The 24,248-nt window shown below is 66.3% G+C and carries 24 protein-coding genes; 15 read left to right on the plus strand and 9 right to left on the minus strand.

The features are described from left to right. Positions 1-4: 4 nt before the first annotated feature. The 3 genes from AC1ROX_RS29975 to AC1ROX_RS29985 are packed head-to-tail and all read left to right on the plus strand — an operon-like array spanning position 5 to position 2,315. The gene (locus AC1ROX_RS29975; RefSeq protein WP_493132305.1) at positions 5-1,180 is read left to right on the plus strand and encodes a M20 aminoacylase family protein; all 1,176 of its coding nucleotides are present in this window, start codon (positions 5-7) and stop codon (positions 1,178-1,180) included. Further along, complete coding sequence (locus AC1ROX_RS29980; protein ID WP_493132307.1) at positions 1,177-1,710, plus strand: hypothetical protein; 534 nt, start codon at positions 1,177-1,179, stop codon at positions 1,708-1,710. Before AC1ROX_RS29975 ends, AC1ROX_RS29980 begins: the two co-directional genes overlap by 4 nt. Further along, a complete protein-coding gene (locus tag AC1ROX_RS29985) occupies positions 1,707-2,315 on the plus strand; it encodes a DsbA family protein (protein WP_493132309.1) in 609 nt (202 codons plus the stop codon). The genes AC1ROX_RS29980 and AC1ROX_RS29985 overlap by 4 nt, the downstream gene beginning before the upstream one ends. Here the strand turns inward: AC1ROX_RS29985 and AC1ROX_RS29990 are convergent. Together AC1ROX_RS29990 and AC1ROX_RS29995 are read right to left on the minus strand one after the other, a co-directional pair. Further along, the gene (locus AC1ROX_RS29990) at positions 2,312-2,695 is read right to left on the minus strand and encodes an HPF/RaiA family ribosome-associated protein (protein ID WP_493132311.1); all 384 of its coding nucleotides are present in this window, start codon (positions 2,693-2,695) and stop codon (positions 2,312-2,314) included. The genes AC1ROX_RS29985 and AC1ROX_RS29990 overlap by 4 nt on opposite strands. A 267-nt stretch (positions 2,696-2,962) precedes the next feature. Then, the gene (locus AC1ROX_RS29995) at positions 2,963-3,226 is read right to left on the minus strand and encodes a DUF6356 family protein (RefSeq protein WP_493132313.1); all 264 of its coding nucleotides are present in this window, start codon (positions 3,224-3,226) and stop codon (positions 2,963-2,965) included. Between the two features lie 91 nt (positions 3,227-3,317). Between AC1ROX_RS29995 and AC1ROX_RS30000 the strand changes: the two genes are divergently transcribed. The 3 genes from AC1ROX_RS30000 (at position 3,318) to AC1ROX_RS30010 (ending at position 5,941) form a co-directional block, all read left to right on the plus strand. Further along, complete coding sequence (locus AC1ROX_RS30000; RefSeq protein ID WP_493132315.1) at positions 3,318-3,797, plus strand: Lrp/AsnC family transcriptional regulator; 480 nt, start codon at positions 3,318-3,320, stop codon at positions 3,795-3,797. Positions 3,798-3,885: 88 nt separating this feature from the next. Beyond that, complete coding sequence (locus AC1ROX_RS30005) at positions 3,886-4,881, plus strand: hydroxyacid dehydrogenase (protein ID WP_493132317.1); 996 nt, start codon at positions 3,886-3,888, stop codon at positions 4,879-4,881. A gap of 79 nt (positions 4,882-4,960) precedes the next feature. After that, complete coding sequence (locus AC1ROX_RS30010; RefSeq protein ID WP_493132319.1) at positions 4,961-5,941, plus strand: aldo/keto reductase; 981 nt, start codon at positions 4,961-4,963, stop codon at positions 5,939-5,941. On the opposite strand, the gene AC1ROX_RS30015 is transcribed toward AC1ROX_RS30010, so the two are convergent. After that, positions 5,911-7,092 (minus strand): MFS transporter, encoded by a 1,182-nt coding sequence (locus AC1ROX_RS30015; protein ID WP_493132322.1) that lies wholly within the window; start codon positions 7,090-7,092, stop codon positions 5,911-5,913. The genes AC1ROX_RS30010 and AC1ROX_RS30015 overlap by 31 nt on opposite strands. 137 nt (positions 7,093-7,229) lie before the next feature. Here AC1ROX_RS30015 and AC1ROX_RS30020 point away from each other — a divergent pair, with 137 nt between their 5' ends. Genes AC1ROX_RS30020 through AC1ROX_RS30040 form a run of 5 tightly spaced genes read left to right on the plus strand, consistent with a single transcriptional unit; the run spans position 7,230 to position 11,780 of the window. Then, the gene (locus AC1ROX_RS30020; RefSeq protein ID WP_493132354.1) at positions 7,230-7,988 is read left to right on the plus strand and encodes a TerC family protein; all 759 of its coding nucleotides are present in this window, start codon (positions 7,230-7,232) and stop codon (positions 7,986-7,988) included. Between the two features lie 41 nt (positions 7,989-8,029). After that, positions 8,030-8,782 carry an SDR family oxidoreductase gene (locus tag AC1ROX_RS30025; protein ID WP_493132324.1) on the plus strand — a complete coding sequence of 251 codons (753 nt, stop codon included), beginning with the start codon at positions 8,030-8,032 and terminating at the stop codon, positions 8,780-8,782. Between the two features lies 1 nt (position 8,783). Continuing rightward, complete coding sequence (locus tag AC1ROX_RS30030; protein WP_493132326.1) at positions 8,784-9,626, plus strand: phytanoyl-CoA dioxygenase family protein; 843 nt, start codon at positions 8,784-8,786, stop codon at positions 9,624-9,626. A gap of 2 nt (positions 9,627-9,628) precedes the next feature. Continuing rightward, entirely contained in the window at positions 9,629-10,543 is a 915-nt protein-coding gene (locus tag AC1ROX_RS30035; protein WP_493132328.1) for a polysaccharide deacetylase family protein, read from the plus strand. 7 nt (positions 10,544-10,550) lie between these two features. Next, positions 10,551-11,780, plus strand: coding sequence for an adenylate/guanylate cyclase domain-containing protein (locus tag AC1ROX_RS30040; RefSeq protein WP_493132330.1), 1,230 nt, complete (start codon positions 10,551-10,553; stop codon positions 11,778-11,780). A gap of 139 nt (positions 11,781-11,919) precedes the next feature. Here the strand turns inward: AC1ROX_RS30040 and AC1ROX_RS30045 are convergent, their stop codons facing one another. Genes AC1ROX_RS30045 through AC1ROX_RS30055 form a run of 3 tightly spaced genes read right to left on the minus strand, consistent with a single transcriptional unit; the run spans position 11,920 to position 16,034 of the window. Beyond that, a complete protein-coding gene (locus tag AC1ROX_RS30045) occupies positions 11,920-13,083 on the minus strand; it encodes a serine hydrolase domain-containing protein (RefSeq protein ID WP_493132332.1) in 1,164 nt (387 codons plus the stop codon). Next, a complete protein-coding gene (locus tag AC1ROX_RS30050) occupies positions 13,080-15,164 on the minus strand; it encodes a S9 family peptidase (RefSeq protein ID WP_493132334.1) in 2,085 nt (694 codons plus the stop codon). Before AC1ROX_RS30050 ends, AC1ROX_RS30045 begins: the two co-directional genes overlap by 4 nt. Positions 15,165-15,182: 18 nt before the next feature. Then, on the minus strand, positions 15,183-16,034 hold the full coding sequence (locus AC1ROX_RS30055) for an HpcH/HpaI aldolase family protein (protein ID WP_493132336.1): 852 nt from the start codon (positions 16,032-16,034) through the stop codon (positions 15,183-15,185). 113 nt (positions 16,035-16,147) lie between these two features. On the opposite strand from AC1ROX_RS30055, the gene AC1ROX_RS30060 reads away from it, so the two are divergent. After that, complete coding sequence (locus tag AC1ROX_RS30060; RefSeq protein WP_493132338.1) at positions 16,148-17,062, plus strand: D-2-hydroxyacid dehydrogenase; 915 nt, start codon at positions 16,148-16,150, stop codon at positions 17,060-17,062. 36 nt (positions 17,063-17,098) lie between these two features. On the opposite strand, the gene AC1ROX_RS30065 is transcribed toward AC1ROX_RS30060, so the two are convergent. Then, the gene (locus tag AC1ROX_RS30065; RefSeq protein ID WP_493132340.1) at positions 17,099-19,492 is read right to left on the minus strand and encodes a DUF6600 domain-containing protein; all 2,394 of its coding nucleotides are present in this window, start codon (positions 19,490-19,492) and stop codon (positions 17,099-17,101) included. Between the two features lie 87 nt (positions 19,493-19,579). Here AC1ROX_RS30065 and AC1ROX_RS30070 point away from each other — a divergent pair, with 87 nt between their 5' ends. Then, a complete protein-coding gene (locus tag AC1ROX_RS30070) occupies positions 19,580-20,161 on the plus strand; it encodes a hypothetical protein (RefSeq protein WP_493132342.1) in 582 nt (193 codons plus the stop codon). Between the two features lie 18 nt (positions 20,162-20,179). On the opposite strand, the gene AC1ROX_RS30075 is transcribed toward AC1ROX_RS30070, so the two are convergent. Together AC1ROX_RS30075 and AC1ROX_RS30080 are read right to left on the minus strand one after the other, a co-directional pair. Beyond that, a complete protein-coding gene (locus tag AC1ROX_RS30075; protein ID WP_493132344.1) occupies positions 20,180-21,199 on the minus strand; it encodes an LLM class flavin-dependent oxidoreductase in 1,020 nt (339 codons plus the stop codon). Between the two features lie 24 nt (positions 21,200-21,223). Further along, the gene (locus AC1ROX_RS30080; RefSeq protein WP_493132346.1) at positions 21,224-22,084 is read right to left on the minus strand and encodes an amino acid ABC transporter substrate-binding protein; all 861 of its coding nucleotides are present in this window, start codon (positions 22,082-22,084) and stop codon (positions 21,224-21,226) included. Positions 22,085-22,159: 75 nt separating this feature from the next. Here AC1ROX_RS30080 and AC1ROX_RS30085 point away from each other — a divergent pair, with 75 nt between their 5' ends. Together AC1ROX_RS30085 and AC1ROX_RS30090 are read left to right on the plus strand one after the other, a co-directional pair. Continuing rightward, positions 22,160-22,621: a VOC family protein gene (locus AC1ROX_RS30085; protein ID WP_493132348.1), complete on the plus strand. Its 462-nt coding sequence runs from the start codon at positions 22,160-22,162 to the stop codon at positions 22,619-22,621. A gap of 73 nt (positions 22,622-22,694) precedes the next feature. Further along, a complete protein-coding gene (locus AC1ROX_RS30090) occupies positions 22,695-24,191 on the plus strand; it encodes an aldehyde dehydrogenase family protein (RefSeq protein WP_493132350.1) in 1,497 nt (498 codons plus the stop codon). Positions 24,192-24,248 lie beyond the last annotated feature (57 nt).

The following is a 24,248-nucleotide window of genomic DNA, read 5'->3' on the forward strand; positions in this document are numbered from 1 at the left end:
CGCCATGAAAATCGAACCGCTGATCGCCGCCGCTGCAGCCGAATTGACCGCCATCCGGCGCGACATCCATGCCCATCCCGAGCTCGGCTTCGAGGAGGAGCGCACCAGCACCATCGTGGCGCAGAAGCTGAAGGAGTGGGGCTGCGAGGTCACGACCGGCATCGGCAAGACCGGTGTCGTCGGCACGATCCGCGTCGGCAACAATCCGCGCGCCATCGGGCTGCGCGCCGACATGGACGCGCTGCCGATGGACGAGCTCAACACCTTCGATCACCGCAGCACGCACAAGGGCCGCATGCATGCATGCGGCCATGACGGCCATACCGCGATGCTGCTGGGCGCCGCCAAGTATCTCGCCGCCACGCGCAATTTCGACGGCACCGTGCATCTCATCTTCCAGCCGGCCGAGGAAGGGCGAGGCGGCGCCGAGGCGATGGTCAAGGACGGGCTGTTCCAGAAGTTCCCGTGCGAGATCATCTTCGGCATGCACAATAGGCCGAAGCTCGACGTCGGCAAGTTCGCGATCCGCTCCGGCCCGCAGATGGCGGGCGGCGGCCTGTTCGACATCCACATCACCGGCAAGGGCGCGCACGGTGCGCGGCCGGAGACCGGCATCGATCCGGTGATCATCGCGACGCAGATCATCTCGGCGCTGCAGAGCGTCGTGTCGCGCAACGTGGCGCCGCTCGATTCGGCGGTGATCTCGGTCACCCAGATGCATTCGGGCGACGCCTACAACGTGATCCCGCAGGAAGCCGTGCTGCGCGGCACGATCCGGGCCTTCAGGAAGGAGACGATGGCGCTGATCAAGGAGCGCATCGAGACGATCTCCAGCGGTATCGCCCAGACCTTGGGCGGCAGCGCCAAGGCCGATGTGCGCATCGCCTTCCCGCCGCTGGTCAACGACAAGGATGCCGTGAAGTTCATTGCCGACGTGGCGGCGGAGATCGTCGGGCCGGAGAACATGAACCGCGAAGGCCCGTTCGTGATGGCCTCCGAGGATTTCTCCTACATGCTGGAGCAGGTCCCGGGCGCCTTCATCAACATCGGCAATGGCGGCGGCGAAGGCGGCTGCGAGGTCCACAATCCCAGCTACGACTTCAACGACGAGGCGCTGACCCTGGGTTCGACCTTGTGGGCCCGCGTCGTCGAGAAGCGGCTGGCGAAGGATCCGCGTTGAGCGGCGAGAGCGCCAACACCAACCGGCACTGGCTGCTGCGGGAGCTTCCGTATGTGGCCATGCTGGTGCTGGCGGTCGGCGGCGTCATCCTGACCGGCTTCCGGGGACAGGCGACCTACGCCTACTGGATGGCGCTGGCACCGATCTACGGCTTTGCCTGCATCGTCACGGGCTGGCGGGAACGGGAGAAGACGGCGGACCATATGTGGCTGGTGGGGACCCAGGTCCTGCACTGGCTCGCCTTCCTCGGCGCCATGTGGCTGATGTTCCTGCCCGAGGTGCGCGGCGTGGTGAACGACAATGCGACCAGCCTGGCGCTGCTGATCCTCCTGGCGCTGGGCACCTTCGTGGCGGGCGTCCATGCACGGGCGTGGCGGATCTGCCTGGTCGGCATCGTCCTCGCCGTGTCGTTGCCGGCGGTGGCGTGGATCCAGGATTCCGCCATGCTCCTGCTGGTCGGTGCGCTGATGATCGCCGTGGTCGCCGGCCTGTTCTGGTGGTTGCGGCGGCGCGAGACGCGAGCGCCATGAAGGAGCCTGCGAAGGTCATCCTTTGGACTGACTATGTCAGCCCCTATGCCTTCGTCGCGAAGGCGTGGGCCTATCAGCTTGAGGCCGACTACGAGATCGACCTCGACTGGCGGCCCTATACGCTGGACATCGCCTCGTTCCAAGGCTCGGTCGAGCAGCGCGATCCGCATCACTGGCGCCGCGTGCGATACGCCTACATGGATGCGCGCCGCTTCGCCAACAAGCAGGGCCTGACCCTGATGGGACCGAAGAAGATCTTTTATGCGCGGACGATCAACGCCGGCATGCTCTATGCCCAGCAGCACGGCGTGTTCCGGGCCTACAACGATCTCGCCTTCGACCGTTTCTGGCGCCGTGATCTCGATCCGGAAAGCGTTGACGCAGTTAGCGCTGCGCTCGAACAGGCGGGCGCGCCGCCGGGCTTCGCCGCCTTCCTCGAGGGCGAAGGCGGTGCCCGGCACGACGCGCTCCGCACCGAGGCCGAAGCCTCGGGCATCTTCGGCGTGCCGAGCTTCGTCCTGGATGGTGAGATTTTCTGGGGCGGCGATCGAGTCTTTCTCCTGAGAGAAAGACTCGACGAAAAAGGCGTGCCGCGCCGGGGCTAGCTCTCCGCTCGATCCAGCGTGCGCTCGATGCGCTCGTGCAGGTTCTTGACCTCGCCGCGCTGCTTGCGCGACCGCTCCTTGATCTGGCGCTTGGCGCGCCGGAAAGCGTCGTTCACCGCGAAGGTCGGATCGGCAAGGCGCTCGTCGTCATGCGACGTGTGATCGATGTTCACGTCGATGTTGCCGGGCAGGGCGATGTGGATGTTGACGCTGAAAAGGTTGCTCGTGCGGTGATGGCGTTCGGGAACCTGCACGATCACCTGGCAGGAGGTGAGCCGGCCATGGAGCTTCTCAAGCGTCTCGACATGGTCGTTGATGAGCGTATTCAGCGCTTCGCTGGCCGCGCCGCCCTGGTAGCTGATCCGTACGGGTGTTTCCATTAAAGCCTCCGCTTTTGTTCGCTCCCCCGCCTAAGAAACGTAGCATGTCGGGAAGGGGTTGCGACTTCTATTGAGGGCGTCCCGGCGGCCGCCTTTCTTCGACATAGGTCTCCAGCGTGGTACTCCACAGGGCCGGCGTGGAATTTATTTGATGGCCGTTCAGGCTTGGCGGTGGTGAATACGGAACGGCCGCGACCGGCTCCCAAGGGCGCGCGAAAGCGGCCGGAAGTACCGGGGCGATCAGACCGAAAAGACTGAGGCGTTTGGCTAGTCGCCCGCCGCGACGCCCACTGTGACGCTCGTGGCACTTTCCGGTGTAACGGACTGCGCCGTGCGATGCGTCACCATGCGGTGATGCAGGGTGCGGATCGTGTCGCTTCCCCGGGTCAGGCAGAGCCATGGGAAGATACCGTGCACGAAACAGCCGAGCGAGCCAACCAGCATCTTGGCGCCGAAGCCGAAGGCCATTCCCATGTGCTGGAAGTAGGTCTCGTTGACCGAGGCGGGGTGTTCGGTGAAGCGACGGATCATGAGGAGAATTGTACCGGTCGCTGCCGGAAACGGCTTGCTAGCTTTGCGCTCGCGCGGTCAAACTTGAGAAACTCATTCCTCAAGGTGGGCAATGGCCGGAAAATTCATACTCGATTCCTTCGACAAGAAGATTCTGGATTGCCTGCAGGACAATGCCGACATGCCGCTCGCCGAGGTCGCCAAGCGCGTCGGCCTGTCGACGACGCCCTGCTGGCGGCGCATCAATCGCCTGCAGGAGGAGGGCATCGTGCGCTCGCGGGTGGCGCTGCTCGACCGCAAGGCCGTCAATGCCCACGTCACCGTGTTCGTGGCGGTGCGCACGGCGCAGCACAACGCCCAGTGGCTGACCCGCTTCGCCAAGGCCGTGGCCTCCTTCCCGGAGGTCATGGACTGCTACCGCATGAGCGGTGAAATCGACTACCTGATCCGACTCGCGCTGCCCGACATCGAGGCCTACGACGCCTTCTACAAGCGCCTGATCGCCAAGATCGAGCTGTCCGACGTGACCTCCATGTTCGCGATGGAGGAGATCAAGTCCACCACGCGGCTGCCCCTCAACTATCTGCCCTGATTACTTGCCCTAGTTGCTGGCTCTGGCCTCCCGCGCCGACCGGCTCTAGGATCGCGCCCGTTTGCACAGCAAGAACGCAGGGGAAACGATGAATACGGGCCCGAATACCGGCAAGAACCGCAAGAAGGTGCTGATCGTCGGCCGCATGCCGGAGGCGGGAATCGCCGTCCTCAAGGCGCGCGATGACGTCGACTACGAGATCCTGACCAACGACACGGTGCCGTCGCTCCATCCCAAGCTCGCGGATGCCAATGCCGTGACCCTGGGCGCCACGCCCTTCCGCCAGGCCGAGCTCGACGCGGCGCCCGGCATGATGGTGGTGGCCCGCCTCGGCGTCGGCTTCGATGCCGTCGAGATCCCGGCGCTGAACAAGCGCAAGATCCCGCTGATGACCACCGGCATCGCCAACTCGGTCTCGGTGGCCGAGCATGCGATGTACATGCTGCTCGCCGCGGCGCGCCTCACCAAGAAGTCCGACCGCTGGGTGCGCACCGGCGCCTGGAGCGAGCGGCTGAGCGACCTGCCGTCCGACGTCGCGGGCAAGAAGGTGCTGGTGGTCGGCATGGGCCGCATCGGCTCGCGCACGGTCAAGCGCTGCGTCGCGTTCGAGATGGAGACTTATGTGCTCGATCCCAACGTGTCGAAGGCCGACATCGAGAAGGCCGGCGCCACCAAGGTCACCGATCTCAAGGCGATCCTGCCGGAGGTCGACTATGTGTCGATCCACTGCCCGAAGGGGCCGGAGACGATCAATATGTTCAATACAGAGACGCTGGGGCTGATGAAGCCGACGGCGTTCCTGGTGAACACGGCGCGCGGCGGTATTGTCAACGAGGATGCGCTCTACGCCGCGCTGAAGGGCGGCAAGCTGCGCGGCGCCGGCCTCGACGTGCTCGACCGCGAGCCGCCCGATCCGACGAACAAGCTGTTCGAGCTGGAGAACGTGTTCTTCAGCCCGCACATGGCGGGCGTCACCCAGGAGGCCAGCGACCGCATGGCCGTCACCGCCGTCGAGAACATCCTGAGCGTGTTCGACGGCCATCCCAACGCGGCGAACGTCGTGAACAAGGAAGTGCTCGGCTAGACGCCGGCGCGAAACCGGAGCGTGGATATGCGGCATCGGTCGAAAGCGACCGGTGCCGCAGCTTTTAGGGGGACTATCGATGAAGTACGGACCGCTCGGCCGCTCGGGCCTGATCGTCAGCAGGATCTGCCTCGGCGGCAATTCGTGGGGCGCCAAGGGAAGGCGCGGCTGGGGCAAGTTCGACGAGTCGGAGGCGCCGGCCTATTTCAAGCGCGCCCTCGACGTCGGCATTACCTTCTTCGACACGGCGGATGCCTATAATTTCGGCCGATCCGAGGAGATCATGGGCGCCACGCTCATGAAGATCGCCAAGCGTGAAGACTTCGTGCTGTCGACCAAGGTCGGCATCCGCATGAGCGAGAATCAGAACGATGTCGGCACCGGCCGCAAGCATCTGATGGCCGCGGTCGATGCCCAGCTGAAGCGCCTGCAGACCGACTATATCGACGTCTACCAGGTCCATCGCCTCGATCCGCACACACCGATCGAGGAGACGATGTACTCGCTCGACCAGATCGTGCGCTCGGGCAAGGTCCGTTACATCGGCGGGTCGACCATGCCGGCCTACAAGTTCGCGCAGATGGTCATGATCGCCGACTGGAAGGGCTACGCCCGGCCGATTGCGATGCAGAACCTCTACAATCTGATCCAGCGCGAGGAAGAGCCCGAGATGAACCGGCTCTGCCACGAGCAGGGTGTCGGGCTCATCCCCTATTCGCCGCTGGCGCGGGGCTTCCTGGCGGGCAACCGCAGCAAGGACGGCGGCGGCACGACCGAGCGCGCGAAGAACGACACGGTCGTGAAGGACGGTACCTATCGCGACTGCGACTGGGAGATCGTCGAGCGGCTGAAGAAGATCGCCGCGGAGAAGGGCTGCACGCCGGCCCAGGCGGCGCTCGCCTGGCTGCTGCACAAGCCCTACATGGGCTCGCCCATCATCGGCGCCACCGACCTCGATCAGCTCACGTCCGCGGCGAAGTCGACCGAGATCTCGCTGACGGCGGAAGAGAGCAAGCTGCTCGAGGCGCCTTACGAGTTCCGGGTTTCCCCGGTCAACTGAGCACGGCGGCCGATCGCGGCCGAAAACCAGAAGGCCAGCAGCGGCAGGGTGATCGCGGCGGCCCAGAAGACGGGCGGCGCGCCCCAGCGGTCGACGATGGGTGCAGCGATGGGCACGCCGATCGCCTGGCCGACGAACAGGCAGAGCGCGAACAGCGCCATGCCGGCGCCGCGCGCTTCCGGCGCCATCTGCGTGCCGTTGGTCTGCAGCGTGTTGTGGAACATGTAGAAAGACACGCCCGACAGGACGATGGCGGCGAACTCGACCTCGGCGGTCGGCGCCAGCGCCATGGCGGCGAAAGCGATTCCGAGCCCGGTGCCGCCCCAGGTGCAGAGCCCGCGCTCGCCCAGGATGCGCACGAGATGATGCGCCACCATCACGTAGAGGAAACCGCCGGCGCCGAAGGCCGCGACGGCCAGTCCGATCGCGGCAAAGCCAAGGTCGAAGCGCTGGTGCAGGTCGGCACCGACGAAGGTGAAGGCGCCCCAGAAGACGCCGCCTTCCAGCGCCACGACCAGGATCACCGTCAGCGCCCAGGGCCGTTTGATGACACGGAACATCTGGCCGATCATCGAACCGGCCGCGCGTTCGCCCGGGCGCGCGACGTCGGGCCGGGCGCGCATGACGAGGAACAGCGCGCTGCCGGCCAGGATGTAGATCGCCGCCAGGACCCAGAAGACCGAGCGCCAGCCCAGCCAGTCGCCGATGGCACCGCCGAGTGCCGATCCGGTCATCAGGCCCAGCGTCTGGCCGGTCAGGAAGCGGGCCAGCGTCGCCTGGCGTTTCTCGTAGCTGACATTGTCGCCGACCCAGGCGATGGCGAGCGGGATGATCGCCGAGCCGGTCACGCCGGTCAGGAAGCGTGCCAAAGTGAGCATGCCCAGCGACACCGAGATTGCGCTCAGCATGCAGCAGAGGGCGGCACCGATGCAGGCAATGGCGACCACCGGCATCTTGCCGTAGCGGTCGCCGAACGGGCCGTGCACCAGCACGAAGACGCCGTTGGCGAACAGGAAGGCGGTGGCGGCGATCGAGGCCGCGCCGACCGTGACGCCGAAGGAGGCGGAAAGCTGCACCAGCAGCGGGTCGATCACCCTCATGTTGGCGGCCGACGCGAAGGCGGCAACCGACAGGAGCACGATGGCGATCATGGGCGCAGCGGGAGGAAGGCTGGGGGCGGGCCGCGGCGGGGCGGCGGGGGAAGACATCGGGTGCGGGCTTAGCGGCTCGGCCCTGTAAAAGAAAGGTCTCTTGGCGCGACCCAGCAATGACCTATGGTGGTGGGATGATGGAAGAGCTCCTCGTCCTCGCCCGCGACCCGCAAGCCTGGGCCGCGCTCGCGACCCTGGTGATCATGGAAGTCGTGCTGGGTATCGACAACCTGATCTTCATCTCCATCCTGACCAACAAGCTGCCGGAAGAGAAACGGTCCAACGCCCGCCGCATCGGCATCGGGCTGGCGGTGTTCCTGCGGCTCGGCCTGCTGAGCGGCGTCGCCTTCATCGTCCAGCTCACGACGCCGCTCTTTTCACTGTTCGGTCATGGTTTTTCCTGGCGCGACCTCATCCTGATCGCCGGCGGCCTGTTCCTGATCTACAAGGCCACCAGCGAGATCCGCGACCATGTCACGGCCGATCACGAGGCCGAGGAGGCCACGGCCGGTGCCGTCGGCGGCGCCACGGTCGTGGGCGTGATCGGCCAGATCCTGATCCTCGACCTGGTCTTCTCGCTCGACAGCATCATCACCGCCGTCGGCATGACCGACGATATTCCGATCATGGTGATCGCCGTCGTGGTGGCGGTTGGCCTGATGCTTGCTGCGGCCGATGGTCTGGCCAGGTTCATCGGCAACAATCCGACCATCGTCATGCTGGCGCTGGGCTTCCTGCTGATGATCGGCATGACCCTGATCGCCGACGGCATGGGCGTGCATGTGCCCAAGGGCTACATCTACGCTGCGATGGCCTTCTCCGGCCTGATCGAGGGACTGAACATGCTGGCGCGTCGTGCGCAGAGCAAACGTCCGTTGCGCAAGCGGCCACGCTGACGCGCTGACAAGGGGCGGAGGAGCGGGATAAGCTTCCTGCCATGAAGCTAAAAGATCAGGTGGCGATTGTAACAGGCGCAGCCTCCGGCATCGGTGCTGCGACCGCCCGGCTGTTCGCAGCCGAAGGCGCAAAGGTCGCGCTGGTCGATCTCGACGAAGCGGGGCTGGCGAAAACCGCCGCCGAGATCGGTAGCGAGACCCTCATCGTCCCGGCCGACGTCAGCAACAACGAGCAGGCGCGCGCTGGCGTGGCGAAGGTCCTGGAGAAATGGGGCCGCATCGACGTGCTGGTGACGGCCGCCGGCGCCTCTTTCGGCGGCACGGTCGACAAGGTCGACGAGGCGACCTGGGATCGCACCTTCGCGATCAACGTGAAGGGCACCTTCCTCTGGGTCCATCACGCCATCCAGCCGATGCTTGCTGCCAAATTTGGCGCCATCGTCACCCTTGGGTCGCAGCTCGCGCAGTCGAGCCTCGGCACCAACGTGGCCTATATCGCCTCCAAGGGCGCGATCGTCTCCTTCACCAAGACCGTCGCCGTCGATCACGCGGCCCAGGGCATCCGGATCAATGCGTTGATGCCCGGCGTCATCGACACGCCGATGCCGGCGCGCTCGCTGAAGCGCCAGCCCGATCCAGAGGCCGCGCGCGCCTTCTGGAAGGTGCGCCATCCGATGGGCCGTATCGGCCAGCCGGAAGAGGTGGCGAAGGCCGCGCTCTTCCTCGCCTCGTCGGATTCCTCCTTCACCACGGGATCGCTGCTGTTCGTCGACGGCGGCTGGACGGCGCACTGACATGCCGAGGAAACTCACACCGGAACAGATCGAAGGTTATGCGCGCGACGGCTATGTCTGCCCGGTCGATGCCTTCTCGACCGAACGCACGCGCGCCTGGCGCGACAGGCTCGAGAGCTTCGAGCGCACGCAGGGTCAGAAGCTGACGCGCGGCCATAACTTCAAGCCGCACCTGCTGTTTCCCTGGGTCGACGAGATCGTCCATTCGCCCGAAGTGCTCGACGCGGTCGAGGACCTGATCGGCCCCGACATCCGGCTGTTTCATCTCAGCGTCTGGCCCAAGGATGCGGGCTCCGGCGCCTATGTGAGCTGGCACCAGGATGCGACCTACTTTGCGCTGGAGCCCGCCTGCCATGTCACCGCCTGGGTGGCGTTGACCGACGCGCCGGTCGAGGCGGGCTGCATGGAAGTCGTGCCGGGTTCGCACAAGCTCGGCCAACTCCCGCATGCGGAGATGCAGGATCCCGAGAATCTGCTGTCGCGTGGGCAGGAGCTAGCGGCGAACGTCGATCGCAGCCAGACGGCGTTCATGCCGGTGAAGGCGGGCCAGTTCTCGCTCCACCACACGCACCTCGTGCACAATTCGCGGCCCAACCGATCGAACGACCGGCGCATTGGGCTCGGCATCAGCTATATCCCGACCTCCGCGCGCTGCACGTCGCCGACGCGGGTCAGCGCCATGCTGGTGCGCGGCGAGGACCGATACGGACATTTCGATGACGAGCGCCGGCCGGTGCAGGAGGCAGGGCCCGAGGAACGAGCCTTTCACGCGGAGGCGGTCGACCGTTTCCGGAAGATGAATACAGAGCAGACCGACAACAAGGTTGCGGTCGTCAAGAGGTAGGAATGCACACGATCAAGCTGCCGTATCACGACCGCTACGCCTATTCGCCGATCACCGAGCGCAAGGATTATTCCTGGCCCGAGGGCAAGCGGCTCGCGGTCTATCTCGGCCTCAATATCGAGCACTTCGCGTTCGGCGCGGGCGAGGGCCATCTGCTGACCGTCGCCAATCCGCCGCCCGATCCGCGCACCTTCGCGTGGCGCGACTACGGCAACCGGGTCGGCGTCTGGCGCCTGCTGGAGATGTTCGACGAACTCAACCTGCCGGCCGCGCACCTGATCAACACCACGGTGTTCGACTATGCGCCGCAGATCGTCGATGCGCTGAAGGCGCGCGGCGACGAGTTCATCGGCCATGGCCGCACCAATGCCGAACGGCACGGCGGCATGTGGGAGGCTGACGAGAAGCGCTTCCTGCAGGAGATCAGCGATTCGATCGAGAAGGCGTCAGGCAAGCGGCCGCGCGGCTGGATGGCGCCGTGGATGGCCTCGACCCGGGTCACGCCCGATCTCCTCAAGGAGACCGGCTACGACTTCCTGATGGACTGGCCCAACGACGACCAGCCGATCTGGATGAAGACGCGCTCGGGCCCGCTGCTGAGCGTGCCCTATCCGATCGAGGTCAACGACAGCCCGCAGATCCTCGTGCGCCATCACAGCGGCGACGAGTTCCGGGACATGATCATCGGCCAGTTCGAGGAGCTGCTGCGCCAGTCGGCGAAGCAGCCGCTGGTCTGCGGCATCGCGCTCCACACGATGATCGTGGGCCAGCCCTACCGTCTGCGCGCGCTGCGCGAGGCGCTGGAGCACATCGCCAACCATCCGCAGAAGGACAAGGTCTGGTTCACGCGGCCGAGCGACATCTACGATCATTGCGCTGGCTTGCCGAAGGGGACGATGACGCCGCCGCCTGCATGAGGGCACGATGACATCCATCGAATTGGCGGGCTGGCTGGCACAGGCCGGCCTGCGCAACATGTCGCTCGACGAGCTGGTCGACGGCTTCGGTCGCCGCCTCAGCGAGGCCGGGGTGCGGGTCGAGCGCATGTTCGTCGGCATGAACACGCTCCATCCGATGCTGCGCGCCCGCAGCCTGATCTGGGACACGGTCCGGGGCGTGAACCAGCATCTCGAATTCTCCCATCGCGAGATCGATTCGGCCGTGATCCAGGAGAGCCCGTTCGCGGCGATGCTGCGGGCCGGCGTCCAGGAGCAGCGCCGGCGCTTCGATACGCACGGCGATGCGGCCGGCGTGCCGGTGTTCGAGGAGCTGGCGGCCGCCGGCGTGACCGAATGGATGGGCTGGGTGCAGCCGTTCGGCGAACTGTCCCCGCAGGTCGGCAGCCCGACCGAAGTCGAGCATGCCGAGGGGCTCTGGCTGGTTTTTTCCGCCTCGACGGATCGGCCCGGCGGTTTTCGCGACGAGGAGGTCGCCTATCTGCGCGAGGTGCTCCCGGTCTTTTGCGTCGCCGTGAAGTCCACGAGCCTGCGCGGGATCGGTCACGGCCTGCTCGCGGCCTATCTCGGCAACGATCCGGCGAGCCGTGTTCTCTCGGGCACGGTGCTGCGCGGCGAGGTGCAAAGCCTGGAGGCCGTGCTGTTCTTCGCCGACCTGCAGGGCTTCACGGCGATGGCCGATACGATGCCGGGCCAGGAGCTGATCGCGCTGCTCGACGATTACTTCAACTGCATGGTCCAGCCCGTCGTCGCGCGCGACGGCGAGGTGCTGAAGTTCATGGGCGACGGCATGCTGGCGGCCTTCGCGGTGGTCCTCGGCGACCGGGCCGAGGTTTGCGCCGATGCGCTGGCGGCGGCGGAAGAGGTGCTGGCCCGCGTCGATGCGCTGAACGTCGAACGCCGCAAGGCGGGGCAGCATGCCGCTTCGCTCGACATCTCCCTGCATATCGGCCGCGTCCTCTACGGCAATGTCGGCTCGGATACGCGGCTCGACTTCACGGTGATCGGCCCGGCGGTGAACGAGGCCTCGCGCATCGAGGCGCTATGCCAGCCGCTCGGCCAGGCGCTTTTGATATCGCAAGCCTTCGCCGAGGCGGCGACCGCAAGCCGCGACCGCCTCGTGTCGCTCGGCCGCCACCGCCTGCGTGGCGTGAGGGAAGAGACGGAGCTGTTTGGATTAAAAAGCCCGCCGTCCTGACGTCATTGGAGCGCGCCACTCCAGTGGCGCTCATGATCATGATGCGCCACTGGAGTGGCGCCCTCGGCCGAGAGATTGCGCTGTGTCGCACAGTCGTCGAGACGAAAACCCGGCGGATCGTCGTTTCCCGGCGCTTCGACTAACGCCCGTAGACCGCGCTCTCGAAGGCGTAGAAGAGCGGCAGCGACTTCACGTCGGCGAAGGGCAGGATCTGGGTCATGTAGACGCCGCCCACGCGCTTCTTGCGGTCGATCCAGTAGTAGGTGTTGGGAAGGCCCGCCCAGCAGAGGCTGCCGGCTGAGCGGCCGGTCGGCGCTTCGGTGTTGTTGATCAGGAAGCTCAGGCCCCATTGCTTGGTGACGCCAGGGAAGAACTCGGCATCGTTGGACAAAGCGGGCATCACGGTCTTGAGCAGCGTGACCGTCGAATCGCCCATCGAGTTGGCGGCCATCGCATCGACCGTCTCGGGCTTCATCACGACATCGCCGCGCGAAGACTTGCCGCCGTCCAGCACCATGCGCACGAACTTCAGATAGTCGTTGGCCGTCGAATAGAGACCGCCGCCGCCCGCCTCGAACTCGGGATCCTGCGGGATCTCGCGCTTGAGGTCCGCGACTAGGCTGCCGTCTTCCTTGCGGTGATGGACCTTGGCCAAGCGGGCGCGCATCGTGGGCGTGATGCGGAAGGCGGTGCTGTCCATGCCGAGCGGGGCGAACAGATCGTCGTGCATCACCTGGCCGAGCTTCCGGCCCGTGACCGCCTCGACCATCTTGCCGGCCCAGTCGATGCCGATCCCGTACTGCCAGCGCGCGCCGGGATCGAACAGGAGCGGCGTCGTCAGCGCCTTGTCGAGGCCGGTGCCGATGGTCGGCACGTCCATGGCTTCGCGATACTGCAGGATCTCGGGATTCCAGATGTCGTAGCCGAAGCCCGCCGTGTGGGTGAGCAGATGGCGCAGGGTGATGTCGCGCACGGGCTTGCGCAGGCGCGGCTTGCCGGCGGCGTCGAAGCCTTCCAGCACCTGCACTTCGCCGAGATAGGGGATCACCTCCTTCGCCGGCGCATCGAGCTTCAGACCGCCGCGCTCGACCTGCTGCATCGCCACCGCGCCGGTGACGGCCTTGGTCATGGAGGCGAGCCACACGACGGTGTCGGGCGTCATGTCGGCTTCCTGGCCCAGGACCGCCTTGCCGAAGCCACCCTCGTAGATCGTGCCGTTCCCGTCGGTCGCGACAGCCGCGACGCCGGGCACGTCGCCGCGACGTACGGCCTCGTTCAGGATCGCATCGATGCGTGTCTTCATGGTTTCGCTTCCGCAAGGCCCACCGTATCCAGGGCGAAAGCGTAGCCGATCGCCACCTCGTCGAGGCGGGAGAAACGGCCCGAGGCGCCGCCATGGCCTGCGCCCATGTTGGTGTGCAGGATCACCGGCCCGCCGCCCGTCATGGTCGCGCGCAGCCGGGCCACCCACTTGGCTGGCTCCCAATAGGTGACGCGCGGGTCGGTGAGGCCGGCCATCGCCAGGATCGCCGGATAGGCCTGCGCCACCACATTGTCGTAGGGCGAGTAGGAGCGGATGTAGTTGAACGCCGCCTCGTCGGTGATCGGATTGCCCCATTCGGGCCATTCCGGCGGCGTGAGCGGCAGCGTGTCGTCGAGCATGGTCGCGAGCACGTCGACGAACGGTACCTCCGCGAGGATTCCAGCAAACAGGTCGGGCGCCCGGTTGGCGACCGCGCCCATCAGCATGCCGCCGGCGCTGCCGCCATGTCCGACAATGCGCTTGGCCGAGGTGTAGTTCGCCGCGATCAGGGCGTGGCCGGCGGCGATGAAGTCGTCGAACGTGTTGATCTTCTTCTCGCGCTTGCCGTCGAGATACCAGGACCAGCCTTTGTCGGCGCCACCGCGGATATGGGCGATGGCATAGACGAAACCGCGATCGACCAGCGACAGGCGGTTGGCCGAGAACGAAGCCGGCATCGCCATGCCGTAGGAGCCGTAGCCATAGAGCAGGAGTGGTGCGCTGCCGTCCCGGACCAGGTCGCGGCGATGCAGGATCGACACCGGCACCTCGGCACCGTCATGCGCGACGGCCGTGATGCGTGTCGTGACATAGGCTGCGGGATCGTGGCCGGAGGGGATTTCCTGGCGCTTGCGCAAGGTGCGCTGCCGCGTCGCCATGTCGTAGTCGTAGACCTCGCTCGGCGTCGTCATCGACGAGTAGGCGAAGCGCAGGGTCGTCGTGTCGAACTCGTAACCGCCGATCATGTCGAGCGAATAGGCGGCTTCGTCGAAGGCGATCGTGTGCTCGGCCCGGTTCGCGAGGTCGCGGATCACGATCGAGGGCAGGGCATTGGCGCGCTCAAGTCGCACGAGATGGCCGGTATAGAGATTGAGGTCGAGGATATAGGTGCCCGGCCGATGCGGCACCAGCTCGCGCCAATTCGTGCGCTCGGGTGCAGCGAGCGGCGCAGTGACGATCTTGAAATCGATGGCGCCACCCTCGTTGGTGAGGATGAACAGCTCGTCGCCGCGATCGGCCACGCTGTAGCGCACGCCCGTCTCGCGCGGCGCGATCAGGCGCGGCGCGGCGTCGGGCACCGAGAGATCGATCAGCCATTCCTCGGTCGTGTCGTGGTCGCCGCCGGAGATGATGCAGAAGCGGCCGCTGGCGCTCTCCCCGATATGGGTGAACCAGCCGATATCCTTCTCCTCGTAGACGAGGACGTCGTCGGCCTGCGGCGTGCCGAGGCGATGCCGGAAGACCCTGAGTGGGCGGTGGTTCTCGTCGACCTGGATGTAGAAGAAGAACGAGGAATCGCGTCCCCAGACGACGCTGCCGCCGGTCTCGGTCAGGATGTCCGGCAGGTCCTCGCCGGTGTCCCAGCGGCGAACGCGTAGGGTGAAGAATTCCGAGCCGCGCAGGTCGGCGCTCCAGGCTTCGAGCGCATGGTCGGGCGAATGGCGCGTGCCGCCGAACTTGAAGTAGTCCGATGCCTTGGCCAGTGCGTCGCCGTCGAGGATCGTCTGCGTCTCGCCGCCGTCGCGCGGCGTACGGCCGATCTGCTGATGCTGGCCGCCTTCACGGAATTTCCAGAGATAGGCGAACGGCCCGTCGGGCGTCGGCACGCCCGAATCGTCTTCCTTGATGCGGCCGCGCATTTCCGCGACCAGCACCTTCTGCAGATCCTTGGTCGGCCCGAGCCTCTCGTCGGCATAGGCATTCTCGGCCTCGACATAGGCGCGGATGTCGGGATCGAGCAGCGACGGATCGCGCAGCACCTCCTGCCACTTCTCGTCCTTCAGCCAAGCGTAGTCGTCGGTGACGGTCACGCCGTGCAGGGTGCGCCGCGACGGGCGTCGCGGCGCGATCGGTGGCTTCATGAGGCTCTCACACAGACGTTAGTAGTTGCCGGCCTTGGCCGGCGCCTTCACTGCCGGAGCTGCGGCGCCGCCACCCAGCAGGCTGCGCATCTCGGCACCCTTGGTATCCCACCAGTCGGCGAGGATGCGGACATCCCAGCCGATGCAGAAGTGCTTAACGCCCATGTCGAGATACTTGGCCGCCTGGCTCGGGTCGCGCAGTTCCACGCGCGGGTGCAGGCCCTTCTTCAGCGCCGTCTGGATCGTCTTCTTCTCGGCCGCGACCACGTCGGGGTCGAGGGCCTGGCCGGTCTTGCCGATGCTCATGGAGAAGTCGGAGGCGCCGAACTGCACCATGTCGAGGCCGGGCACGTCGAGAACGCGGTCGAGATCGTCCACGCAGGACTTCTTCTCGACCATGATGGCGATCACCACCTCGTTCAAAGCATCGACATAGGCCGGCGAGCCGCCGGTGCGGACGGTGCCGACGTCGCGGCGCATGCCGACGCCGAGGCGGCCGCGTCCGCGCGCGCCCTCTGCCATCGTCGTCTCGGCGCGCACCGCATCGACCGCGGCCTTGGCGTCCTCGACCGAGCGGATATCGGCGAACAGCACGCTCTGGAAGCCCGAGCCGATCGCCCGCATGGCCTGGTGCGTGTACTGGGTCTGCTCGATCTTGATCATGCCCGACATGCCCATCAGCTCGAACGAACGGCCAAGATTGTCGAGGTCGTGCATCGTGAACGGCGCGTACTCGGCCGTGAACTCCACATAGTCGTACTGCTTGGAATGGCCGATCAGCTCGACCAGCGTCGGCCAGGCCGACAGGATGTGCGTGCCGACGGTCGGCTTGCCTTCGTTCAGGCGTTCACGAAGCGGATTGCGGCTCATCTTGATTCCCCCTGGGTGGTCGTTCGGGCTAGTGTGGCACCTTGTGCAGGGGGAGTTCCATGTTTCCGACGAGAGATAGACTGACAATCTGCTTCGCGCATGCGGCATACCAGATGAAAGGCCGGTTCGATGCCCGGAATACCGGCATCAACAGCTTCCAGGTGCGCAGCTACGACGAGTTCGTGCAGAGGGTCGGTGAGGCCGATGTCGTCTCGGCTTCCGGCATGTGGAAGAACGACATCATCCCCCATGCCACCAAGCTCAAGTTCGTCCAGTCCATCAGCTCCGGCATGGACCAGTATTCCAAGGAATTGCTCGGCGCCAAGGGTATCCGGCTGGCGAGCGCGGCCGGCGTCAACGCCCGCGCCGTGGCCGAACATGCGCTGGCGCTGATCCTCGCCGTCTTCCGGCGGATCCCCGAGGCCCGCGACAACCAGCACAAGAAGGTGTGGCGCGGCATGCTGGGCGACCTGACGCAGCGCGAGGACGAGCTGGGCGGCAAGACGCTGCTGATCGTCGGCATGGGCCGCATCGGCAGCCACCTCGCCAAGTTCGCCAAGGCCTTCGACATGAAGGTGATCGGTATCCGCCGTGATCCCAAGGCCGGCACCAACGGCGCCGACGAGATCTACGGCATGGAAGATCTGGTGCAGTTGGTCCCGCAGGCCGACATCGTGGCGCTGACCTGTGCGCTCACGCCCGAGACGACCGGCCTGATGAGCGCGGCAGCCTTCGCCGGTATGAAGCCCTCGTCGGTTTTCGTGAACGTCGCGCGCGGCAAGGTCGCCGACGAGGCAGCCCTCATCAAGACGATGGAGGGCAACAAGATTTGGGCGGCGGCGCTCGACGTCACCGCCGAGGAGCCGCTGCCGGCGGCGTCGCCGCTGTGGACGCTGCCCAATGTCTTCATCACGCCGCATACGGCGGGCGAAACGCGTGCCTATGAAGACAATGTCATCGATATCCTGATCGAGAACCTCGACCGCCTGTGGCGGGGCGAGGCGACGCTCCGCAACCAGGTTCTGTAGGCAGGCTTCCAGCGCCCGCTGCTCGAGAAGGACGAGTTAATCCTTGTCCTTCTTGTTGCCGCCGCCGCCGCCGCCCCCATTGTTGCCACGTTGAGGCTGCTGCTGCTGGGGTTGCTGCTGCGGCGGCTGGGCGATCTGCTGGTTCTGCTGCTGCGGAGCCGGCGCGCGGGTCTCTCTTTCACGCGGGGCCTGCTGCTGCGGCTGAGGTTGCGGCTGAGGCTGCGGGCGCGGCGGCTGAGCCTGTTGCGGTTGTTGCTGCTGCGGCGCCTGCTGCTGAGGCTGAGGACGCTGCGGCTGGGCCTGCTCCTGGCGCTGCGGCTGCGGTTCGGCTCGCGGCTGGGGAGCCGGAGCGGGGGCGGCCTGTCGCGGCGCCTCCTGACGCGGCGCTTCCTGGCGTTGCGGCTCCTGACGGGGCGCCGGCTGCGGAGCGGCCTGACGAGGCTCCTCCTGCCGTTGCTGGGGCGTCCCGGCCGGCTTTTGCGGAGCGGGAGCCGCCTGCTTGGGTTCGTCCTGCTTGGGCTGCGGGGCAGCGTTCGGCTTCTGCTGATCCGGCGCAGCCTGCTTGGGCTCGTCCCGTTTCGTGTCGTCCCGCTTCGCGGGTGACGGGTCGGGCGAGGCGAGGGCCGGCTTCGGCGGCGCGGGCGCGGCCTCCTTCGGCTGGTTGGCGGCCGGCTTGCCCGACTCCTGCTTGCCCTGTTCCGGCGTGCCGGATTCCTGCTTGGCCTGATTAGGCTCAGCCTTGTCCGTTTCCCTGAGTGCCGGCGGGGCGGCACCCTGGCGCGGCTGAAGCGGCGGGGTGGCAGGCTTGGCCGTCTTCACGTCGGGGTTTTCCGCAGTCGGTACCTTGGCCTCGGTGCCCGCCTTGGCGTCAGCCCGGGCGATCTTCGGGCCCGGGGCGGCGGTCTTGGTCTCCTTGGCCGCGGCCTGCGGCTTGGCCAGCGTCTGCATGTCGGCAACCGCCGTCTTGGTGACCGCGACGTCACCGGACTTTGCCTTGGCCTCGGCTGCCGTCTTGGCGTTCGTAGCGGCCTTGGCGTCGGCGGCTTCCGGCTTGGCGACAGTCTTGGCATCCGCCACGGCGGCAACCGACGCGGTCGGCGCCGGCGGCGCCGAAACCGGCGCCACGGCCGCCTTCGCGAGCCTGTCCGCCGGGATGTTCAGCACGGCGCGCTGCACCGGCTGCGAGCGCACGAAGGCCTGCGACGGTACCACGGTCGCAAAGCGCTGGTTGGCCAGCACGGAGTTCTGTCCGGCAACGAAGGCCTCGCGGCGCTGCGCGCGCTCCCAGCGATCCTCGAGATCGCGGTCCTGGATGCGCGCCGCGCGGTTGATGCGCTGATAGTAGTCGCGGTTGGTCGAATAGGGCGGCACATAGACTTCGCGCGGCCCCAGCGGGAACCAGCCCACCGGTCCGGTATTGCGGCCCTGGTTGCCGAGCTGGGCCGCGAGTTCGATGCCACCCACGAAGGCGACCAACGCCGGCGCATAGACCGGCCGCTGCTCGCGCTGCGGCGGCACCCAGACCCAGCGGTTGTTGCTGTTGGCCCAGCGGCCATAGTGATACGGCGCGAAGCCCCAGGGCTGCTCGTCGATCCAGGTCCAGCCCCACGGCTTCACATAGGACCAGTGGCCGGTGCGATACGGCGCCCAGCCGGCCGGCGTCGAGCGCGGCACCCAGACTTGGCCGTAGCTGCCGTCGTTCACCCAGTTGCCGTAACCGTTCAGGTCCTCATAACCGGTCATGCCGGCGGGCACGTACTGCGGCTGCTGGTCGTAAACCACTTGCCGGTCGCGCGCGGCCCAAGAAGCCGCTGGCGCCGGCGGAGCGGCGCGCACGGTCTTGAGCTGCATCGAGCTGCCGTCACCATAGACCTCGCCGACTTCGCCTGGCCGCACGGCCAGGGTCTGGCCGTTCATGCCCTGGATCTGCGCCGCGCCGGCGCGCACGCCGAGGCGCGTCGGGTCTTGCTGCGAGCCGGCCTCGACATAGTAATCGCCCTGCTGCTGCAGCGTGATCGTGCCGCGCGGGGTCACGATCTCGTAGGGTTGCGAGGTGTCCATCTGGGGGGTCTTCACGTCGACGCGGCCCTGCGCCAGTTGCAGGCGCACCTGGTTGTCGTCGATCTGTGACATGTCGAGCTCGGTGGAACCTTCCATGCGGACGCGCGTGCCGGCGATGGAAACCTCGCTGCGCGCATTGGGTTCGGTCCAGATGGCGTCGCCCGTCGTGAGCGGCGTGTTGATCACGGCCTTGGTCCAGCCATCCTGCTCGTCGTCATGGAACGAAACCGTGCCGTCGACGAAGGCCAAGCGGCCGACACGACCCGGCGGGTCGTTTTGTGTCTGTGCCATGACGGTGAAAGTGATGAGAGACGCGCCGACGACACCGGCCAGAAGCTTCATCGTCGTGCGTGCAAAGGCTTCGCCCATACGGGACCTCCTGCTAGGCTCCAGATGTGTGAACGGCCGGTGGTTACCGCGGTTGCGCACATCGTGAGAAACACAGGGAGAGAGAAGATGAGCGTCGCCGATCCGCACCGCGTCGTCCTGACAGGCGAGAATCCGTTCCTTCGCCTCAGCGAAAAAGATGGCGATCCCAATTCCACCGATGCCAGCTACTGGCGAATCCTGTTTTGCCCCGCCGGCCCCGGCCATGTGCTCTATCTCAAGAGCGAGCTGACCGAAGGGAAATGGCGCATCTACTCCGACAACATCGCCATGGCGCGCTGGCTGCAGCAGACCGTGCAGGGGATGCTCAATCCCGAGCTGAAGGACCTGTCGATCCCGGTGATCGATGCCGATTTCAGCAAGTCCGGCGACCCGCGCTACTTCTGGACGGAATATGTGTCCGCCGCTGACGCCGAGATCGCGCTGACCTGGCACGATATCGGCGACCCGCTGCTGATCCATACCGAGCCCAACAAGGAGCCGAATCCGCGGCCCTACGGTGTCTGCACTGTGTTGGTCCCAGCGCTGTCGGGCCGGCTGACGCTGAACGGCCAGCAGGCCCGCGGCAAGCCGTGGCCGCGCGAACGCGAGGGCCGACCCTTCAGCACCTCGGCACTGGCCTTCTCGGAAAGCTGGACGGAACCGCACTAGTCTACGACGCCGACAGGCCTACGGTGCGAAGCCGTAGGCCTTGGCGAGTTCGGTGTAGCTGTCGCGGCGGACCTGTTCGTCGTGGGTCCAGGTGACGACGGCCATCTCGTCGACGCCGACGCGCTCCTTCAGCTCGGTGATGCGGGCCGCGACCTCGGGGCCGGTACCGACGAAGGAGTCCTTGCGGAACTGTTCCATCTTGGCGCGCTCGAAATCGGCGAGCGGCGCTTGTGCCGCTTCATCGGGCGGCAGCAGCGGGCCCAGGATGTTCTTGTCGCGGTTGATGCGGCTCAGCGCCCGCGACGTGTAATGGTACTGCGCCTTCTCCATCGAGTCGGCAGCCAGCGCCAGGACGCAGAGCGCCGAGTGCGGCTCGGGATGCCGTGCGCTCGGCCGGTAGCTGCGCTTGTAGAGATCGATGGCGCGCTCGCCGCCGGCGCCGTCGCTGAAGAACCAGGCATAGCAGTAGGGCAGGCCGAACAGGGCCGCGACCTGCGCGCCGTAATCGGAGCTGCCGAGGATCCACACTTCCGGCGCGGTCTCTGCCTGCGGGAAGGCCTTCACCGCGGCGAAGGGATGACGGTCGATCAGCGGTTCGTTGTGTACCCAGGCGATCAGGTCGCGCACGTCGGCGGGGAAATGCTCGGGCCGCTCGTTGGCGGCGGGGTTGAGCGCAAACGCAGTGCGGCCGTCCGAACCCGGTGCGCGGCCCAGCCCCATGTCGATGCGGCCCGGCGCCAGCGCGTCGAGCACGCGGAAGACCTCGGCCACTTTGAACGGCGAATAATGCGGCAGCATGATGCCGGCGCTGCCGATGCGGATGCGCTCGGTCGTGGCGGCGATGGCTGCCATCACGATCTCGGGCGCGGTGCCGACGATGGTCGGATGGTTGTGATGCTCCGACACCCAGAAGCGCTCATAGCCCAGCGCCTCGCAGTGCTGGGCCAGAGCGACGGTGTTGCGGATCGACTGGTCGTGCGGCCGTCCTGAGACGGCGATCGACTGGTCGAGGACGGAAAGGCGAAAGGGACGCGACATGGGAGCGGAGATGGGCCTTCCGGCTCACTCCGGCAAGGCCGAGACGAGGTAGAGCGTCTGGAGCTGCTGCGTGGGCTGCGCGTTCTTGCCGAACACGTTGCCGAAGATGGTGGCGATCTGGCCCGACTTGTAGATGTGGCTCAGCGCCCGGTCGACGGCGAGGCGGAAGTCGCTTTCGCCCTTCTTCATCGCCAGCGCGAACGGCTCGATGCTGAGATAGGTGTTCGCCATCAGGATGCGGGCGGCGTCCTTGTGGCCCTTGATCATGGCGGTGAGCATCGCGCCGCCGGCGAAGTAGGCGGCGATCTCGCCCTTCTCCAGCGCCGTCATGGCCGCCGTGAAGTCGGTGAAGGGCACGATGGTCGCGTTGACGTGCACGGCGGCCAGCGCCTTGCGCAGCTCCTCCTCGGTCAGGGTGCCGGCGATGGCGCCGACCTTCTTGCCGGCCAGCAGCTGGATGTCCTTCGGGCCGTCGTTGCGGATGGCGAAGCTGGTGCCGTCGACGAAGGTGGCGATGGAGAAATCGACAGTGGCGCGGCGGTCCAGGGTTTCGGTGAGCGAGTCGCAGAGCAGGTCGATCTTGCCCTGTGTGATCATGTCGAGCCGGTTCTCGGTGGTGACCGGCACGAACTCGACCTTCAGGCCGGGGAGCTTGAGCTGCTGGGAAATGTCCTTGGTCACGGCCTCGCAGAGCTCGACCATGAAGCCGGCGGGCTGGCCGTTCGGGCCCTTGTAGGCGAAGGGATGGGCGTTTTCGCGGAAGCCGCCACGGATGACGCCGTTCTTGGCGACGTCGTCCAGGGTGCCGGCCCAGGTGCTGCCGGCGGCCAGGAGGCCCATGGTCAACGCCAATGTCGGGGCAACGCCGCTCAGGAATCGCTTCATCTCGTCCCTCTTCGAATCAGGGCGAAACAATCCGATATTCGGCCCGTTGTGACCACTGGAAATCCGGAGGACAGCATGGCCCGTTCCAAGACGTCCGCTCCCGTATCTCGTGTCGTCGGTATCGACCATATCAGCATCAGGGTGAGCAACTACGAGAAGTCCAAGGCCTTCTATGGTGGGCTGTTCACCTTCCTGGGCTTCGAGATCTCGGACGAGTATCCCTCGACCATCGGCTGGACGAACGGCAAGACCCGCTACTGGATCGCGCCGGCCGAGGGGCGCAAAAAGTATCGCATCGGCGATGTCGGCCTTCACCATTATGCATTCCAGCTGCGCAGCCGGCGCGACGTCGATGCGCTGCAGGGCTACCTGGAGGGACAGGGCGTGCGCATCGTCGATCCGGCCGACGAATATTACGAGGATTACTACGCCGTCTTCTTCCTCGACCCCGACGGGCTGAAGCTCGAAGGCATGAAGTACGGCGAGCTGACCGCGAAGCGGAAGCGGCAACGGAAGTCCTCGAAGAAGAAGGGGTAATCGCGAGCCGGTACGGCTTGTAGCGCCGCGCCGTGCGGGCCAAACTCCCGCCCTCAAAATCCGGAGAAAGCCCATGGATACCGTGACCCCCACCCAGCTGTCGCCCGCATCGGGCACCTATCAGCCCAAGGGCCAGCTGATCGGCGGCAAATGGATCGGCAGCGTGTCCGGCAAGGTCATCACGATCGAGAATCCCGGCAAGAAGACGTCGATCGCACAGGTGCCTCACGCCGGCGCCGCGGACGTCGAGCTGGCCGTAACCGCCGCCGAGAAGGCGTTCCCGTCCTGGAAGAACGTCGTGCCGCGCGAGCGCGGCAAGCTCCTGCTCAAGATCGCCGAGGCGATGGAAGCACGCGTCGAGGAGATGGCGCGCACGATCGCCATGGAGACCGGCAACGCGCTGCGCACCCAGGCGCGGGGCGAGGCCAAGCTGGCGGCCGACATCTTCCGTTATTTCGGTGGCCTCGCGTCTGAGCTGAAGGGCGAAACCGTGCCGCTGGGCGAGAGCGTGCTGTCCTACACGCGCCGCGAGCCGCTCGGTATCGTGGGCGCCATCATCCCGTGGAACGCGCCGGTCATGCTGGGCGCGCTCAAGATCGCGCCCGCGCTCTGCGCCGGCAACGTGCTGGTGATGAAGGCGGCCGAGGACGCGCCGCTCGCGGTACTGATGATGGCGGATATCACGAACGAGTTCGTGCCGCCCGGCGTGCTGAACGTGATTACAGGATACGGCGAGGAGTGCGGTGGCGCGCTCGCCAACCATCCAAAGATCCGCAAGCTCTCCTTCACCGGCTCGACCGAGGTCGGCAAGGTGATCATGCGCGCCGCTGCCGAGCGCATCGTGCCGGTGTCGCTGGAACTGGGCGGCAAGAGCCCCTCGATCGTCTATCCCGACGCCGACGAGGATTGGGCGGTCGACGGCATCATCAATGCCATGCGCTTCACCCGCCAGAGCCAGAGCTGCACGGCAGGCTCGCGCATGTTCCTGCACGAGGACATCTTCGACAGTTTCCTCAAGAAGCTCGAGAAGAAGGTCACGGCGCTGAAGATCGGCGATCCGCTGGACGAGGCGAGCGACATCGGCTCGATCATCAACAACAAGCAGTACACCAAGGTCTGCAAGTACGTGCAGGACGGCCTCGACCGCTCCGACGCCAAGCTGGTGTTCGGCGGCCTGCCGCCCAAGACCGGCCCGCTGAGCGAGGGCTACTTCACCATGCCGACCGTGTTTGCCGACCGCTCGAACGACTGGCGCCTCGCCCGCGAGGAGATCTTCGGGCCGGTGCTGGTGGCGATCCGCTGGAGCGACGAGGCCGAGGCGATTCGCATGGCCAACGAGAGCCATTACGGCCTCGCGGCCTATGTGTGGACGCACGACATCGGCAAGGGCCTGCGCGCCGCGCATGCGATCGAGTCGGGTTGGGTGCAGGTCAACCAGGGCGGCGGCCAGACGCCGGGCATGTCCTACGGAGGCTACAAGCAGAGCGGCCTCGGCCGCGAATTCTCGCTCGAGGGCATGCTCGACAGCTTCACGCAGCGCAAGAGCGTGACGGTGAACCTGGCGGTCTGACGCTGGGGGCGCGCCACTCCAGTGGCGCGTTCAAGAAGAGAAGACGCGCCACTGGAC

This window comes from Reyranella sp. GW821-FHT14A01, assembly GCF_058803965.1.

What these genes read in the sequence shown, in the direction of transcription:
- AC1ROX_RS30085 (WP_493132348.1), top strand. Translation starts at nt 22,160, where the DNA reads ATGGCCCGTTCCAAGACGTCCGCTCCCGTATCTCGTGTCGTCGGTATC.
- AC1ROX_RS29995 (WP_493132313.1), bottom strand. Translation starts at nt 3,226, where the DNA reads ATGATCCGTCGCTTCACCGAACACCCCGCCTCGGTCAACGAGACCTAC.
- AC1ROX_RS30020 (WP_493132354.1), top strand. Translation starts at nt 7,230, where the DNA reads ATGGAAGAGCTCCTCGTCCTCGCCCGCGACCCGCAAGCCTGGGCCGCG.
- AC1ROX_RS29975 (WP_493132305.1), top strand. Translation starts at nt 5, where the DNA reads ATGAAAATCGAACCGCTGATCGCCGCCGCTGCAGCCGAATTGACCGCC.
- AC1ROX_RS30090 (WP_493132350.1), top strand. Translation starts at nt 22,695, where the DNA reads ATGGATACCGTGACCCCCACCCAGCTGTCGCCCGCATCGGGCACCTAT.
- AC1ROX_RS30040 (WP_493132330.1), top strand. Translation starts at nt 10,551, where the DNA reads ATGACATCCATCGAATTGGCGGGCTGGCTGGCACAGGCCGGCCTGCGC.
- AC1ROX_RS30025 (WP_493132324.1), top strand. Translation starts at nt 8,030, where the DNA reads ATGAAGCTAAAAGATCAGGTGGCGATTGTAACAGGCGCAGCCTCCGGC.
- AC1ROX_RS30050 (WP_493132334.1), bottom strand. Translation starts at nt 15,164, where the DNA reads ATGAAGCCACCGATCGCGCCGCGACGCCCGTCGCGGCGCACCCTGCAC.
- AC1ROX_RS30045 (WP_493132332.1), bottom strand. Translation starts at nt 13,083, where the DNA reads ATGAAGACACGCATCGATGCGATCCTGAACGAGGCCGTACGTCGCGGC.
- AC1ROX_RS30075 (WP_493132344.1), bottom strand. Translation starts at nt 21,199, where the DNA reads ATGTCGCGTCCCTTTCGCCTTTCCGTCCTCGACCAGTCGATCGCCGTC.
- AC1ROX_RS30010 (WP_493132319.1), top strand. Translation starts at nt 4,961, where the DNA reads ATGAAGTACGGACCGCTCGGCCGCTCGGGCCTGATCGTCAGCAGGATC.
- AC1ROX_RS30055 (WP_493132336.1), bottom strand. Translation starts at nt 16,034, where the DNA reads ATGAGCCGCAATCCGCTTCGTGAACGCCTGAACGAAGGCAAGCCGACC.
- AC1ROX_RS30005 (WP_493132317.1), top strand. Translation starts at nt 3,886, where the DNA reads ATGAATACGGGCCCGAATACCGGCAAGAACCGCAAGAAGGTGCTGATC.
- AC1ROX_RS29985 (WP_493132309.1), top strand. Translation starts at nt 1,707, where the DNA reads ATGAAGGAGCCTGCGAAGGTCATCCTTTGGACTGACTATGTCAGCCCC.
- AC1ROX_RS30015 (WP_493132322.1), bottom strand. Translation starts at nt 7,092, where the DNA reads ATGATCGCCATCGTGCTCCTGTCGGTTGCCGCCTTCGCGTCGGCCGCC.
- AC1ROX_RS30035 (WP_493132328.1), top strand. Translation starts at nt 9,629, where the DNA reads ATGCACACGATCAAGCTGCCGTATCACGACCGCTACGCCTATTCGCCG.
- AC1ROX_RS29990 (WP_493132311.1), bottom strand. Translation starts at nt 2,695, where the DNA reads ATGGAAACACCCGTACGGATCAGCTACCAGGGCGGCGCGGCCAGCGAA.
- AC1ROX_RS30080 (WP_493132346.1), bottom strand. Translation starts at nt 22,084, where the DNA reads ATGAAGCGATTCCTGAGCGGCGTTGCCCCGACATTGGCGTTGACCATG.
- AC1ROX_RS30065 (WP_493132340.1), bottom strand. Translation starts at nt 19,492, where the DNA reads ATGGGCGAAGCCTTTGCACGCACGACGATGAAGCTTCTGGCCGGTGTC.
- AC1ROX_RS30000 (WP_493132315.1), top strand. Translation starts at nt 3,318, where the DNA reads ATGGCCGGAAAATTCATACTCGATTCCTTCGACAAGAAGATTCTGGAT.
- AC1ROX_RS30060 (WP_493132338.1), top strand. Translation starts at nt 16,148, where the DNA reads ATGAAAGGCCGGTTCGATGCCCGGAATACCGGCATCAACAGCTTCCAG.
- AC1ROX_RS30030 (WP_493132326.1), top strand. Translation starts at nt 8,784, where the DNA reads ATGCCGAGGAAACTCACACCGGAACAGATCGAAGGTTATGCGCGCGAC.
- AC1ROX_RS30070 (WP_493132342.1), top strand. Translation starts at nt 19,580, where the DNA reads ATGAGCGTCGCCGATCCGCACCGCGTCGTCCTGACAGGCGAGAATCCG.